Raw genomic sequence first — 15,288 nt, 5'->3', positions numbered from 1 at the left:
GCGTTGGCTAGATTACAAACGACAAAAATCTTAAGCGGTGGCGAAACTATTTTTCGGTGAGTGACCATGATCCGTCCCAGTTCTCCGGGGGCGGCGTTCTTAACCAGTGCTGACAGCGCTCCATATGTAAGGAGGCGGCTTTGTCGGTGTGATCGATTTCGAGAACGGTGGCGAATTCCGCGACTGCGAAAGCAAATTTTCGATCGAGATAATGCCGACGAGCGGTGTGATAGTGCTCGATGATCCGCTGCTTTTCATCAGGAACTTTATCTGATCGCAGTCCGATCAGTTCGTAAACCGCAACAGGTTTGTTTTTGCCTTTGACTTTGATGAAATCGAGTTCTCGTGCCCAAATGCGATCGGCACAAGGACGATATGTGCTTTCGCTCATCACAATATCGGTTCCATAGAGCTTGCTGGCTCCTTCAAGTCGAGAACCGAGATTGACTCCATCCCCGATCGCGGTAAATTCCATTCGCTTACTACAGCCAATATTGCCGCTGATGACCGTATCGGAATTGATCCCGATGCCGATCTCGATCGTTTTTTCGTTGCGTGATCTCCGAGCTTGGTTAAATGCTGCTAATCGATGCCGCATTTCTAGCGCGGTTTGCACTGCCATCCATTCATGATCATCTAAAGGTAAAGGCGATCCAAAGACTGCCATGATTGCATCCCCGATATATTTATCAAGAATGCCTTTGTGCATAAAGACCGCTTCGACCATGGATTCAAAATACTGATTCAGCATTTCGACAACTTCTTCAGCTTTGAGCAATTCCGTTAAGGTTGTATAGCTCCGAATGTCTGAGAACAACACAGAAACATCTTTGCGATCGCCGCCCATTTTTGCCGCATCAGGATTTTCAAGTAGCTGTTCTGCGAGTTCCTGAGTCATGTAGCGATACATTGTACTCTTGAGCCGCTTCTCATCGCTGATATCATCCATGACGATTAGCGCCCCGGATACTCGCTGGCTGTCATTCGCATCCGCGATCGTATTAATTGAGAGATTGATACTATGTTGCTCTTCACCTTTGACGGGTTGCAGCGTTTGATCGGGGTAGTACTGCTCACGGTTGCGGGCGGTAATCGCTTGATTGAACCAATTGTAGAAGCTGCCTTTTTCCAGTCGAATTAATTGAGTGATCGGATAGCCTTCGATCGTATCTTCTTCATTCAGTCCCAGTAATTTCTTAGCGCTTTCATTTGCCGCGATGATGTTACCTTCTTTGTCGGTTGAAATCACGCCATTAGTCAGCGATCGTAAGATATCCCGCTGCATTTGTTCTTGTTGCTTCACGGTTTCAAACAATCGCGCATTCTGAAGAGCTACCCCAGCTTGAATGTTGAAGGTTTCCATGAACTCTTGATCGCTGCGGTTGAAACTTGCTCTCCAACGTTCGGGAGCTTGAGGAAAATCCTTCGGATCGTACGGCGGAAAGTCGCCTTGCTTAGTTTTATTGACCAGTTGAGTAACACCGATCAGTTCTCCGTCTGCATTGTGAATCGGCATACAGAGCAGGCTACAAGTTCGATAGCCGTTTGCTTGATCGGTCTTTTTCGCAGTTTCGGCTCCTGCTTGTTCGTACAAGTCAAATGAAATGTTGATCACTTCTCCAGAAGCTGCCACCTGTCCCGCAAATCCGACTCCGATCGGTAAACGTAATTCTTTCATCGTGCCTTCTGCGGTTGGAATTCGCGTCCAGATTTCATTACGATCGTGATCGATCAACCAAAGGGTACTGCGATCGGCATTCATCAACGCTTTCGCTTCATCCATCACCCGCTTTAGCGTGTCATCGAGATCTAAGCTACTTTGACTGAGTGATTGAGTGGCTTTAATGAGTGCGTTTGCGGCTCGTTGTTTTTGAGTTGCGATGTAGAACGATCGAGACGATTCCAGAATCAATCGAATCGAGGGTGCGAATTCTCGGAATAGTTCTTCGTCTTGCAGTGTGAACCCATTTAGCGCAATGCGTTCATCGAGGGGAAGAGCGCGATTGCATCTTGGCTTCAATTTATTAATCAATTGCACCACTGCAACGAGGTTGCCTTCATCGTTCAACAAAGGCATTGTTAGCATCGTGTAGGTTCGATAGCCTGTTTTGTTGAACTGAATTTTGGCTTGTATCGATCGGGGATCATCAAAGAAATCGTAGGGAATATTAATTGGACGTTTGAACGTTGCGACTTCGCCAGCGATTCCTTGAGTCGCGGGAAAGCGAATCTCGATCGTTCTTCCTCCTGATCCCTCAGTTACCGTGGTATAAAGTTCGTTCTTCTCTTCGTCTAGTAGATAAATAGTTGTGCGATCGGCATTCAGCAATTCCCCGGTTTTTGCTGTGATCGAATTCAGCATTTCCTCTAGAATCGTGTCAAATCCTTGCATATCAAGCATGGACAGAGTTTGATTCACGATTTTAAGCTTGTGTTCGACTTCGTGAACGACTTCTTTAAACTTCTCCTGAGTAAGGGGTGCCAGAAATAAAGAGAATTTACCCTTAGTTGCGAGTGCGTGATTGGCTGCGACCGCAAGAGTTGAAGGTTTGGCGTTGAGGGTGATGGTTTGGGGCTGGTCGGGCAGATGCGAGGAGAGAGAAGTCATATCGGCATCAAGTTCAGCTAAGAGGACGGATAACCAGGCTCATCGAATGGAATGAACCGACACAGAAGCGAGCGTGAGCAACGTACTTCCAGATTTCCCCAAAGCTGAAGATTTGATGCGGTTGTGATGAAGTTTTCTTGAAGGGTGTGATCTAGCGCGTTGGGCGATCGAATTCAATTCGACCATAGTCGAGTTTAATCACGCGATCGCTGTACTGAAAGTAATGATCATCGTGGCTAATCACCCAAATCGTTTTTCCTTGGTGTTTTAGCTTCGGTAGGAAATCGGTGTAAAACAGTTCCCGGAACGTTGGATCTTGATCAGAAGCCCATTCATCAAATAGATAGATCGGACGATCTTCAAGGTAAGCGGTTAGCAATGCAAGTCGCTTTCTTTGTCCTTGAGATAGTTCAGTGGTGGAAAATTGTCCATTTGTAATTTGAACTTTGTGAGCAAGCTGTAATTGTTGGAGATAGTTCTGAGCTTGTTGATCGGTTGCATCTAATCCAAGCAAGCGATCGAATAAGTAAAAGTCTGCAAACACCGTCGAGAAATGCTGTCGATACCATTCCCGATTTGCATCTGTGATCGGGATTCCATCGAGTGTGATTGTTCCTGATTCAGGTGCATACAGTCCGGTCAGTATCTTTGCCAATGTAGACTTACCACTTCCATTTCCACCCACGATAAAGACGATTTCACCAGCATTCAAAGTAAGATTGATTTCACCGAGTGTGAACTGTGTATCTTCAGATTGATGGTAACTATGACTGATATGTTTGAGCTTGATGGTTTGCCAATTTTGAGCAATCGTATTTGGAACATTGGAAGCTTCTGCGCGACTTTTCAGCGATAGTCCCAAGGTTTCGATCTTTTGCAATGAAACACTCGCCTGACTTAGAACCGGGAGCTTTAGCACTAATTTATCAAGCGGTAACATTAAATAAGTGAACGTGAGAACATAGCCTGATAGTGTTTCGAGCGGGATAGAGAGTAGATTAGGCAGCGCGAACATCACAAAGCCGATCGCAAAAAAGAAAATCAGCTTTCCCCAACTTCCCGCCGCAGCAAATAGAATCAGCGCATCAATGTTATGCCGGCGAAATGATGCGGATGCTGTTTCTAATTCCTGAGTGAGAAAAACCTGACGACGCGGATAGTGGAGCTTTATTTCTTTGATGCCATCGGTAATCGATCGAAAATGCCGAAACAAAACATCTTGATCTTCACGAGCATAAACCATTCTGCGACGAGCTTGATTCAGCATCCATTGACAAGTCGAGAATGCAAACACAAACAGACCCATCACCATCGCAAACACAATCCAGGACAGTGCACCAATATAAACAAAGCAACCGACAACCGTTGCCAAATCAATACAAAGAAATGGAAACGAAGAAACAGCAGTCGCTACAGCTTGCACATCCTCAGTTAAGGTTGCCATCATTCGGGCATTCCCAAGCTGTTCTAGATGCCGCAATTCAGATGATAGAATCTGTCGGCTCAACTGCAATCGCAAATTGAACACTGCATCCTGAGCTAGACGAATCAGCACCACTTGAGAAATCACACTCGTCACCAGCGATAACACCGCAAGCCCGATAAATGCGCCCGCAATTTGTCCGATCGCTGCATTTGGATTACCCAATCCGCGACTAATCAAGGCGATCAATCCTGCGCTGCTAATCCCGCTTAAAAATCCGGTAAAAATCGCGATCGCGACCATTTTGCGAGACGAGCGGAGCAGGAAGGAAATCAGTTGCATATCAGGGTACAGGTGGGTTTCTGGTAAAGTAGACGCAAATTTGGGCAGTGTAGATTCAGCAAGTAACCTGGACGACTGCCCCTGTGTTTACAAAATCTGAGTCTCGATCGCCACTGAGCATTCCCGTATTAAGTAGCGGAAACGCCCAATCGATTCAGCTTGAATCGACGCTTAAAGATTTGCCCCTGTTTGATTTTGCGGCAGAGTTGGACGTTTTGGGAACGGAAGTCGCCCAAATCTTTGAGCAGCATTCGCTACTTCCGGGGGTGATTTTGAAGGAACACGGGCGATTTTTAGGCATGTTACCGCGTCATCGTCTGCTGGAATATTTGCTGCGCCCGTATGGAATTGACCTATTTCTCGATAAGCCGCTGCGAATTTTGTACAGCTACGATCGTACTTCTCCCTTGATTCTCGGCGGTGATACTCCGATCCTCAGTGCCGCACAACAGGCGCTACGTCGTCCATTCGAGCGATTGAGTGATCCGATCGTCGTCCGAATCGATTCCGATCAATACCGAATTCTCGACCCGCACGAGTTGAACATTGCTTACTGGCAGCTCCGCGGAATTGAGACACAAGTGAGAGTCGAACGGTTCCAGCTTCAAATGGTTCAAAGCGAGAAGATGGCAAGCTTGGGGCGTTTAGTCGATGGGGTTTCTCATGAAATTCTCGATCCAGTTAGCTTTATCTGGGGCAACTTGAGTCACATTGCAGAATACAGCAAGAGTTTGCTTGAGATTATCAACGTGTATGAAAAGTGCATTGTTCAAGAGCCGCAAAAAATTACGGATTTGAAAGACGCGATCGAGTTCGATTACATCCGCGAAGATTTGCCTAAAACCCTTGACAGTATTAGAACCGGAGCAGAACGCCTTTCCAAATTGGCGAACAGTCTACAGAATTTTTGCCATATCGATGAAGTGTATGCGCGTCCAGCAAACCTCCATGAATGCTTGGATTCGGTCTTACTTCTATTAAAAAGCCGCCTTTCGAGCGAGATTCAAGTGGTGAAGAATTACGGTCATTTGCCGCCTGTGCCTTGTTTCATCAGCCAATTGAGCCAGGTTTTTATGAACATTTTGAATCGATCGATTGATTCTCTACTCAATCAAGCGGCTCGACGAGAAATGCAAGATGCTGAACCGCCTCGAATTACGATCGCAACTGAAGTTTGCTCGATCGATGGAACCGGGAAGCGCTGGGTGTCCATTCAGATTGCGGACAATAATACGGAAATGTCGATCGACGCGGAAAATCAATTAATGCAAGCCTTTTCTACCGATCTCGTACGAGAAACGAGTCTTGCCATGAGTTATCGAATCGTGACCGGAAGACACAGCGGCAAATTCCGTTTCTATTCCAACATTGAACCCAGTTCGCGAACGACAGTCTTCGAGATTCTACTGCCGTTGAATTAAAAAGATCCGAGATTTGGCAGATAGGATTTTCTTTACAAAAATTCGGAAAGTGTTACATTAGCCTTGTAGAAACGGAAGAATAAAGTCGATTGTCAAGCCTGACTCGCCTCTATCGTTCACCCCATCCAGGAACAGAACCATGTCGTTAACCGGACTCGTTCAAGGCGTAAACTCTTTTCACAGCAATTATTTTAACAATCATCGCGAGTTATTTGAACGGCTCTCTGGTGGACAATCTCCCGACGTTTTGTTTATCACCTGCTCTGATTCGCGCATCGATCCCTGTCTGATTACCCAAGCCCAACCCGGTGAACTCTTCGTGATGCGGAACGTGGGTAACATCATTCCATCTTACGGAGCCGCAAGCAGCGCAGAATCAGCCGGAATTGAATATGCAGTACAGGCATTAGGCATCAAAGACATCATTGTTTGCGGACATTCCCACTGTGGAGCCATGAGAGGATTGCTGCAAATTGGAACATTGGCAGACCAGATGCCTGCTGTGTACGACTGGCTGAAACGTCACGGGGAAGCAACTCGCCGCGTCGTGCAAGATAACTACGCAGGACTTGATCCAGAGCGAATGCTGAAGATTGCGATCGAACAAAATGTCCTCACCCAAATCGAGAATTTAGAAACATATCCTGCAATTCGATCGAAGCTTCATAGCAAACAACTGAGCCTTCATGCTTGGATGTATGAAATCGAGACAGGAACGGTGTTTGCGTTCAATGCTGAGAAACACTGCTTTACGCTGATGGAAAAGCGATCGTTTCCTGTTCCCGATCCATTGATTACAAGTATGGTGAGTTAGAAGCAATTACTCGCTCGCAGTTTGTAGAACAATTTCGTACAACTTTTGATCAATTGCAGCAAGATTCGTGATTGGCGAAGTATCACTCACAACGATCACAGCAAATTCAGCGATCGTAGAGTTTTTACATCTGATTGAAACTCCTCTACATCGTAATTGATGCAAAGTTCTCGTTGTGCCAGTTCATGCTGGAATTCCAGAACTGTCAAGCCAGTCCAAGTCCGAACTTTTCCGCTACTAATTTTTCCTTGCTTGTACAACATCAAAGCAATCTCTAGCTTCAATTCTTCCTCAGTCATCTTAGATGCTTGAAGAATATCATCGGGAATGACAACACTCATTATTCTGTATCGCAAAACTCTACTTCTAAATTAAAGGATCTAACTCGTCAATGAAATTAACTTTTCACGATCGCACCGAAATCCGCTAGTACTCTGGCATGATTTCGCAACACGCCCAAGAGATTCAATCGGTTTTGCTTGATCTCAGGGTTAGAATCCATCACCAACACACTGTCCTCACCATCAAAAAAGGCGCTAACGGTTGGTGCAATTTGGCTTAGAGCTTCGACGAGTTTGGTATAGTCTGCTTGACCTTGCATCGTTTGATTCAACTGCCCAAGTGCAGCGAAGAATGCTTTTTCTGAGTTCTTCTCGAATAATTCGGGGCGAATGACTGGAACTGGATCAAGCTGCTGTTTATCTAAGGTTCCTTGAACGGCTAAACGAGAGGCACGATTCACAGTTTCATAGATAGCGGCAAGACGTTGATCATTGCGAATGGATTGAAGAAATTCGGCTCGATCGCGCACATCTAACAAGTTCTGTAATGCCCGCGCTGTATAGTCCGGGTCATTTTCACCTAAGACAGCATTTACTAAATCGTAATCAGTCGATCGCTCATCTTTTAGCAGGGTTTCAATCCGCTGTAAGAAAAAGCTTTTTAGCTGTTGGAGTAGTTCCGGTGCTGCCAGCTTTTGAACTTGAGCATAGTTCGTACTAAAACTCGAAACCGTTTGCTCTAGAAGTTGATTGAGGTCTAGTTTTAAGTTTGCTGCCCAAGTGATATTCACGATCGCGGTTGCTGCCCGTCTTAATGCAAAAGGATCAGAGGAACCAGAGGGAATCAATCCAAGACCGAAAATGCAGACTAAGGTATCTAAGCGATCGCTAATTCCAACAATTTGCCCTGCTAATGTTTTCGGTAAATCATCACCTGCACCACGCGGCAAGTAATGTTCATAGATAGCAGTTGCAACCGTTTCCGATTCACCACAAGCGATCGCGTATTTCTGCCCCATCACGCCTTGAAGCTCTGGAAACTCGCCCACCATTTGAGTCACAAGATCGGCTTTACATAACAATGCAACTTGTTCAACAGAAGCGCGATCTTTTACATCTAACTGTGTGCAAAGTTGAGCCGCGATCGCAATAATTCGATCGACCTTTGATCTCACTGATCCAAGATCAGCTTGAAAAGTCACTGTTTCTAATTTCGGAAGATAAGCTTCGAGGGGAATTTTGCGATCGGCATCAAAGAAAAATTTTCCATCGGACAATCGCGCCCGGATCACTCGTTCATTTCCCGCTGCAATGATGTCTGCTTTCTTCGGATCGCCGTTCGATGCAGTGATGAAATTGGGAAGCAGATCAGAACTATCTGTTTTCCGAACTGGAAAATACCGCTGATGACTTTCCATCTCAGTCGTAATCACTTCAGCCGGAAGCTCTAAAAATTCTGCATCGAACTTACCAACGACAGCCGAAGGATACTCTACTAAGTTAGTTACTTCGCGCAGTAGATCTGGATCAATGATTGCGACACCATTAATCCGTTTTGCAGCTTCTTCTGCTTGCTGTTTGATCAAGGTTTGTCGATCGTCTGGGTTCGGTTCGACAAATGCAGCCTTTAACGCTGAAACATACGATTCTGGATTCGGAATCGAAATCGAATCGGGATGTAAAACGCGATGACCCCAGGAAATACGATCGCTTTTGTAGTGAATCGAATTGCTCGTAATCTCGATCGGTAAAACGGTTTCATCGAGCAGCGTAACGAGCCAGCGAATCGGGCGAGAAAACCTCAAATCGCCGTCACCCCAACGCATAAAGCGTTTCCCTTCCAATTGTGTGATCCATTGCGGAATCAATTCGGTGAGAATTTCCGAAATGGCTCGACCTTTGATCGTTTTCTTGACAAAAATGAATTCGCCTTTCTCAGTGGGACGAATCTCAAAATCGTCGATCGATACGCCTTGTTTCTGAGCGAATCCCTCTGCTGCTTTGGTCGGTTTGCCCTCTTTAAAAGCAGCTTGAGCAGGAGGACCTTTAACTTCTTCTTCTTGGTCGGGTTGTTGTGCGGGTAAATTTTTGACGACGATCGCTAAACGTCTCGGAGTGCCGTAAAACTCGATCGCATCGGAGGCTAAATTTAGCTCTGCAAGTTGCTTGGGAATGCGCGATCGCCATTGTGACAATGCCTCATCGACAAAGCTTGCAGGGAGTTCTTCAGTTCCAACTTCGAGTAGAAAAGACGGCATAACGAGCGCGAGTATAAATAGTCAATTTCATTAGTCTACCTTGCGATAGGGATGTCAGAGCGGGGTGCGATCGCTAAACTTAAAGAAATGTTGCAAGGTGAATTCTCGTGGTGACTGAATTGATGACGCTCGGTAGAACCGATTTGACGGTGCCGCCTTTGTGTATTGGAACTTGGGCTTGGGGTGACTCGTTTTTCTGGAGTTACGGAAAAGAGTACACCGAGGCGGATCTAAAACAAGCCTTTGAAGATGCGATCGCGTCGGGTGTGACTTTCTTTGATACGGCTGAAATTTACGGTTTGGGTAAGTCTGAGCAGTTCTTAGGGCAGTTCATGAAGCAGACCGATCAGCCCGTTCAGATTGCGACAAAATATATGCCGTTACCGTGGCGATTTAGTGCTCAGTCGGTTCACGATGCGGTGACTCATAGCCTCGATCGCTTAGGGGTCAAATCGGTAGCGCTGTATCAAGTTCATATGCCGTTTGACTTTTTCATGGGCAAGAAAACGCTGATGGAAGCGCTTGCCGAAGAAGTCAAACAAGGACGAATCGGCGCGATCGGTGTGAGCAATTATTCTGCGGATCAAATGCGAGAAGCTCAAGGCTATCTAGCGGCGAAGGGCGTTCCGCTGGCAGTGAATCAGGTGCGTTATGCGTTGATTAATCGTGAGATTGAAGCAAATGGAATCTTACAGACAGCGAAAGATTTAGGCGTAACGATTCTGGCTTATAGTCCACTCGCTCAAGGATTGCTCACAGGCAAATATAAGCCTGAGAATGCGGATTCTGTGACTGGAGCGCGAAAGCTTGATCCAAAATTTAGTCGGCAGGGATTAGAGAAATTAATGCCTGTGATCGATCGCCTAACTCAAATCGGCGCGAAGTACGATAAAACTCCGGCTCAGGTTGCCTTAAATTGGTTGATCGCTCAAGGAAATGTAATTCCGATTCCGGGCGCGAAAAATGCAAGTCAGGCAAAACAAAATGCAGGTGCGATGGGCTGGTCGCTTAATCCCGATGAAGTGACCCAGCTTGATGTGTTAACGCGATCGTACAAGTAGTCAGAGACTTCTGAGTTGAATAAAGTCTCCAGTGACTTCTGCGATCGTGGTTCCTTTCACGGGATCAGTCCGCGATCGGTTCGGAGCCGTAATCAGCGCAACACATTTTTCAACCTGCTCGAAATTTGGACTGAAATTAAGCGATCGTGCCAAAAACTGTCGAATTACTCGACGTTGAAGCGCGATCGCTGTTTGTTGTAAAGTTCGCCGGTCTAACCCATCTGGAGAGTTCGCTTTTTCGTACAACTCGGAGGCGACACTTTCTAGATAGTCCACATCAGCAGAAAGAAGCTCGATCGTTTGCGCTAAATGGTGTTCAACTTGAAGGTTGTACGTTCTCAAATCGGGAATTAGTTCTTGTCGAATGCGATTTCTAGAATATTTCAACTCTGAATTTGTGCTGTCTTCCCAGATTTCGAGATTGCGATCGCGACAAAATTCACCTGTTTGCGATCGAATTAATTCTAATAACGGACGGATTAGCGTCTGAGTTGGACTGAGCGATCGTGTCCAATTGAGCGATCGTAATCCGTCGGCTCCACTGCCTCGAATTAAGTTGAATAAAAGCGTTTCAGCCCGATCGCTGGCAGTATGCCCGGTTACGATCGCGCTAAATCCTTCAATCGATTGCAGTTGAGCATATCGCCATTCTCTTGCTGCCGCTTCGTTTGAAGGAATCGAATCCGCAATTTTCAGATAGAAGGGCAAGTCCCATTTTTCGGCTAACGTGGCAACGTGTTGAGCATTTTCCTCAGAGTCCGATCGCCAGCGGTGATCACAATGCGCGATCGCAAGCTGCCAATTCCAGCGCGATCGTAAATCGATCATCAATTGCGCCAAACAAAGAGAATCCTGTCCCCCAGAAACCGCGATCAAAATCGATTGATTTTCCTGCAACAGATGTCGATGGCGAATGGTTCGGTGAATTCGTGCGTGTAGCGGTGTCCAGGAATGGGACATATCGTAGAGACGCGACTGTACCGAGAAAATTAATATTCGTCCTCGTCCGCGTAAATGTCATCAATATTGCGGGGTCGGGGTCGATCGTTCAAAGGCTCCAATCGAGTCAGCGGTTCCGGTTGTCTCGCTGACGATCGTTCGGGTAATCGTTCCTGCGGTTTTGCGGGCGCAAACTCTAATCGAATCCGCACTCTGCCGCGTTGCCATCCTGTGCCCGAATTAAATCGCAGCGCCTCACATTCTAAGCCTTCATCAAACCAGGCTTCGCTATCTTCTGACCATTCATCAGATTGCTCACTGATCACCTGTGCGAGTTGATCTAAAAATTCGCTCACTTTGAATGTCGGATTGTTCATCAACACGCGACCTCGATCGACGAACAAGACTTCATCTTCATTCATTGGGCTAAATCCGTTATCCATGCTCCATCCTCGTCGATCGCGTTCCTCTGTGCATTATAAGAACCATCCGTAACTGTGGAGTCCTTTACCCAGAAGATTGACTCCCAGATAACAAATCCAAACGACGACAAAACCAGCAGCAGCAAGAAGTGCAGGTCGTCGTCCCTGCCAACCCTTTGTAATTCGAGAATGCAGGTAAGCCGCAAACACAAGCCAGGTAATAAACGCCCAAGTTTCTTTCGGGTCCCAACTCCAGTACGATCCCCAAGCTTCGTTTGCCCAAACGCCGCCCGCAATAATCCCGATCGTCAATAACGGAAATCCCAGCCCAATTACTCGATAGCTAATATTGTCCAACGTATCCGCGAGGGTCAAACGCTGCGGGGAAAGTGTGGTCTGTTCCAAAACGGCAGTCCCACCCGCATTCACGCTGACTTCTTCCGAACGGTGCAATTGGTAAGATTTTTCGCGGTAGCTACCTGTCCCGACTGAGCTTCCTTTCAGTTCGATATTTTGTCCGCGAGTCACGACGAGAAACGCGATCGCCAACAACGATCCCACCATCAATGTCGCATAACTCAACATCATGACGCTAACGTGCATCATCAGCCAGTTTGATTTCAACGCCGGAACCAGAGGCGCGGAAGCCTGCATCGTATCTGGCAAAGTGAGTGCCGCAAACGCCGTAATCGACATTGCCACCGGAGCCGTCACCACTCCCACCAGTTTGCTCTTGCTCATATTTTCGGCGATCAGGTGCATCGTCGTGATCCCCCAAACCAGGAAAAAGAGCGACTCATAGAGATTACTCAGCGGGAAATATCCAGCTTCAATCCAGCGAGCAGCAAGCAGCGTCGCAGTGGAGAGATTCGCGATCGCCATTCCTGCCGTTCCCAGCGTCGAGGCGTACGGAATCTGCGGAAAGGCTGCACCGAGCCAATAAATCAGCATCGTCGCGAATAAAACGGCAAAAGACAGATTATCTAAAATCCCTTGAAGTGCAACCAAGTCCATCTCAGTTTTCCTATTAAAACGGCGGTCTATTTCTCATTGTATAAGTCTGTGGAGGCACTCGCCGTTTTACTCGATGTCGTACTTAAGTTTGAAAGTTTGATTTTGGTATTACAAAGTGCCAATCAAGTTTAAAAAGACACGTCAGAATAGAGAACAATCATCAGAATCAATATCAGAGGTGTCCGTGGCTTTATACGCAGAATTGCATCGTCACTTGGGCGGTTCGGTCGTACCTCGCATCTTGTGGCGCTATTTAGAACGCAGCGAATCGGAACTCATTGATCGCTTTGCGAATTATCCTGAGTTTGAAGATTTCTATACTCGACCCCGCAATACATTAGATGAGTATTTGGAACTTCACACGATCGTGGAAGGTGTCCAAACCGCTGAAGCGCTCCCGTATTTTATTTACCGTTTAATGCGAGGAGCTTACATTTTCGAGAATTTGGCGTATCTAGAACTTCGCTACACGCCTTATTTGCGAACGAATCCAACCTTGGATCAGTCGCGTCGAATCGAGCAAATGACCGAAATTGCTCAGATTGTCGGGCGTTCCAGTCGATTAAAGGAATATCCAATCGTCAGCAGTCAAATCCTCTGTATGCACTCGAAATTACCGTACGAGGTGAATCGAGCGATCGTAGATTTGGCAGCTCAGATGCCGGAGTATATTTGCGCGATCGATTTAGCGGGCGGCGATTCGTATTATGCCGAGCGGATTGATGAGTTTGTCGAACTGTTTGAATATGCTCGATCGCTCAATCTGCACACAACTTGCCATCTGTACGAAACCGAAGGCAATTACCCCGAACTGCTTCCCTTCTTGAATCGAATCGGGCATGGAATTCAAATTCCGCTCCGCTACCCACATTTGCTCAAAGAAGTAGCGCAGCGCAATCAATGCTTGGAAGTGTGCCCGACTACTTATTTGAAAACGGGAACGCTTCAGGAAATTCGACAACTGAAACAAGTCTTCGATCAGTGTTTCGATGCAGGCGTGGATATCGCGATCTGTACCGATAACGCGGGATTGAACGATGTGCGGTTGCCGTTTGAATATGAAACGCTCTTAACTCAAGATGTGATTGGGTTTGAGGAATTGCAAGCATGTCAGGATGCGGCGTTTCGTCATGCGTTTGCGTGGCAGTATGCACAGCGTCCGGCTTCGTTAATCGATCGATTGTTGAAGTCTGAGGCGAGTTAAAAATTAGAGAGATGGGGAAATGAAGAGAACTACTCCCTGTCTCTCTAATGCTTTTGTTATGCAGTTCAGGAGGTGTACTTGTCTCTACCATCTTGTTTCAGCATTCACCAGATCGCGCCCGATGACGTAGCTCTGCTGGAAGCCCTGTTGACAACCTTCGGTGAAGCCTTCGATGAAGTGGAAACCTACAACGGGAATCGACCGAGCGTGGCTTATCTCAAGCGTCTGCTCAACAGCGGCTACTTCATTGGGATTGCTGCTGTGCAGGATAGCAAAGTTGTAAGCGGTATTGCAGCCTATGAACTGATGAAATTCGAGCAAGAGCGCAGCGAAATTTACATCTATGATTTGGCTATTGCCGCAACTCATCGTCGTAAGGGTATTGCGACAGCCTTAATTCAGAAGCTTAAGCAGATTGCCCAAGACCGAGGAGCATACGTTATCTTTGTGCAGGCAGATCTCGGCGATGAACCTGCGATCGCACTGTACACGAAACTCGGTATTCGCGAAGAAGTGCTGCATTTCGACATAGCAGTTGAGAACGGCAATCGCACTGCACAATAATTGTCATGCAGCAGGTTTTGAATCAGCGTTGCGCTTGAGATAAATTCAGCGATCGCATCCGCTACAATCAAGCTACCGCTTTGAGCCACGATCGCAATGAATCTCCACGCTTCCCCAATTCAATCAAGTGCTTCGCTCCATATTTTGTTAGAGCCACAACCCGATGGGCAAATTCGGGCATCCGTTCCAGCCTTGCTTGATTGTTCAGTGAGTCGTGCAACTCGTGAAGACGCGATCGCGGCAATTCAGCAACTTCTATCAGAGCGGTTGTCTACGATCGAAGTTCTTGCGGTTGACTTGAATCCGACTCAAGAACTCGAAAAACCTTGGATGAAATTTGCAGGGGTGTTTAAGAACGATCCTGACTTCATGGCGATCGTCAAAGCACTTCGAGAAGAGCGAGAAATTGACGATGATTCTCCTGCATATTCGCTGGATGACATCGAATGACGTTACGAATTCTAGATACCGACCATGTTTCGCTCTTTTTGGGTGGACATCCACAAGTCATCGCAAAATTAAATGAGACAGGATTGAATTGGGAGATCACGGTCATTACGGTGCAAGAGATTTTTAATGGCTGGATTGGGGAGATTAATGACCCTAACCTTAGTCAAAATCCTGTCAAGCTCTACACAAAGCTTTGGACATCGACTGAGTTCTTCAAATTCGCAACGATTCTCAACTTTGACGCGACTGCTTACGATCGCTACCAGCAACTTCTTCGAGAACAACCTGAACTGAACAAGAAGCGGTTAGTGAAAGATATGAGAATTGCCGCGATTGCGCTTGTAACAGGAGCGATTGTTGCAACTAGAAATCAACGTGATTTTTCATTAGTGAGAAACCTAACGTTAGAGAATTGGGTGTCTTCGTAGAGATTGACAGGATGTGGCATTTCGTCATGCGTTTGCGTGGCAGAATGCACAGCGTCTGG

At 46.6% G+C, this 15,288-nt stretch carries 14 protein-coding genes; 7 read left to right on the top strand and 7 right to left on the bottom strand.

Going from position 1 to position 15,288, the window contains the following annotated elements; genetic code table 11:
- Positions 1–46: 46 nt before the first annotated feature.
- Together NIES2104_RS00150 and NIES2104_RS00145 are read right to left on the bottom strand one after the other, a co-directional pair.
- A complete protein-coding gene (locus NIES2104_RS00150; protein WP_058994601.1) occupies positions 47–2,608 on the bottom strand; it encodes an adenylate/guanylate cyclase domain-containing protein in 2,562 nt (853 codons plus the stop codon).
- 151 nt (positions 2,609–2,759) lie between these two features.
- On the bottom strand, positions 2,760–4,373 hold the full coding sequence (locus tag NIES2104_RS00145; protein WP_058994598.1) for a cyclic peptide export ABC transporter: 1,614 nt from the start codon (positions 4,371–4,373) through the stop codon (positions 2,760–2,762).
- An 83-nt stretch (positions 4,374–4,456) separates the two neighbouring features.
- On the opposite strand from NIES2104_RS00145, the gene NIES2104_RS00140 reads away from it, so the two are divergent.
- Together NIES2104_RS00140 and NIES2104_RS00135 are read left to right on the top strand one after the other, a co-directional pair.
- Positions 4,457–5,794, top strand: coding sequence for a sensor histidine kinase (locus NIES2104_RS00140; protein WP_058994596.1), 1,338 nt, complete (start codon positions 4,457–4,459; stop codon positions 5,792–5,794).
- A 139-nt stretch (positions 5,795–5,933) separates the two neighbouring features.
- The gene (locus NIES2104_RS00135; RefSeq protein WP_058994594.1) at positions 5,934–6,608 is read left to right on the top strand and encodes a carbonic anhydrase; all 675 of its coding nucleotides are present in this window, start codon (positions 5,934–5,936) and stop codon (positions 6,606–6,608) included.
- Between the two features lie 95 nt (positions 6,609–6,703).
- Here the strand turns inward: NIES2104_RS00135 and NIES2104_RS00130 are convergent, their stop codons facing one another.
- The gene (locus NIES2104_RS00130; RefSeq protein ID WP_058994592.1) at positions 6,704–6,949 is read right to left on the bottom strand and encodes a UPF0175 family protein; all 246 of its coding nucleotides are present in this window, start codon (positions 6,947–6,949) and stop codon (positions 6,704–6,706) included.
- 56 nt (positions 6,950–7,005) lie between these two features.
- Entirely contained in the window at positions 7,006–9,147 is a 2,142-nt protein-coding gene (gene glyS / locus NIES2104_RS00125; RefSeq protein ID WP_058994590.1) for a glycine--tRNA ligase subunit beta, read from the bottom strand.
- Positions 9,148–9,254: 107 nt separating this feature from the next.
- Between glyS and NIES2104_RS00120 the strand changes: the two genes are divergently transcribed.
- Entirely contained in the window at positions 9,255–10,208 is a 954-nt protein-coding gene (locus NIES2104_RS00120) for an aldo/keto reductase (RefSeq protein ID WP_339375049.1), read from the top strand.
- Here the strand turns inward: NIES2104_RS00120 and tilS are convergent, their stop codons facing one another.
- From tilS to ccsB, 3 genes are read right to left on the bottom strand one after another with little or no spacing between them, the layout of a single operon-like run.
- Positions 10,209–11,168 carry a tRNA lysidine(34) synthetase TilS gene (tilS, locus tag NIES2104_RS00115; protein WP_058994588.1) on the bottom strand — a complete coding sequence of 320 codons (960 nt, stop codon included), beginning with the start codon at positions 11,166–11,168 and terminating at the stop codon, positions 10,209–10,211.
- 29 nt (positions 11,169–11,197) lie between these two features.
- Positions 11,198–11,590: a KGK domain-containing protein gene (locus tag NIES2104_RS00110; RefSeq protein WP_058994586.1), complete on the bottom strand. Its 393-nt coding sequence runs from the start codon at positions 11,588–11,590 to the stop codon at positions 11,198–11,200.
- Between the two features lie 33 nt (positions 11,591–11,623).
- Entirely contained in the window at positions 11,624–12,583 is a 960-nt protein-coding gene (ccsB, locus tag NIES2104_RS00105) for a c-type cytochrome biogenesis protein CcsB (RefSeq protein WP_058994584.1), read from the bottom strand.
- A 184-nt stretch (positions 12,584–12,767) separates the two neighbouring features.
- Here ccsB and NIES2104_RS00100 point away from each other — a divergent pair, with 184 nt between their 5' ends.
- The 4 genes from NIES2104_RS00100 (at position 12,768) to NIES2104_RS00085 (ending at position 15,229) form a co-directional block, all read left to right on the top strand.
- The gene (locus NIES2104_RS00100; protein WP_058994582.1) at positions 12,768–13,787 is read left to right on the top strand and encodes an adenosine deaminase; all 1,020 of its coding nucleotides are present in this window, start codon (positions 12,768–12,770) and stop codon (positions 13,785–13,787) included.
- A 102-nt stretch (positions 13,788–13,889) separates the two neighbouring features.
- Complete coding sequence (locus NIES2104_RS00095; RefSeq protein ID WP_072218145.1) at positions 13,890–14,351, top strand: AAC(3)-I family aminoglycoside N-acetyltransferase; 462 nt, start codon at positions 13,890–13,892, stop codon at positions 14,349–14,351.
- Between the two features lie 96 nt (positions 14,352–14,447).
- Positions 14,448–14,801, top strand: coding sequence for a hypothetical protein (locus NIES2104_RS00090; protein ID WP_058994579.1), 354 nt, complete (start codon positions 14,448–14,450; stop codon positions 14,799–14,801).
- Positions 14,798–15,229, top strand: a complete 432-nt coding sequence (locus NIES2104_RS00085) for a type II toxin-antitoxin system VapC family toxin (RefSeq protein ID WP_058994577.1) — start codon at positions 14,798–14,800, stop codon at positions 15,227–15,229. The genes NIES2104_RS00090 and NIES2104_RS00085 overlap by 4 nt, the downstream gene beginning before the upstream one ends.
- Positions 15,230–15,288 lie beyond the last annotated feature (59 nt).

It is taken from the genome of Leptolyngbya sp. NIES-2104 (genome assembly GCF_001485215.1).
In the GTDB taxonomy this organism is placed as follows: Bacteria; Cyanobacteriota; Cyanobacteriia; order Leptolyngbyales; family Leptolyngbyaceae; genus Leptolyngbya.
Note: the sequence above shows the minus strand (reverse complement) of the source record. Positions and strands in the feature narration are given on the sequence as shown.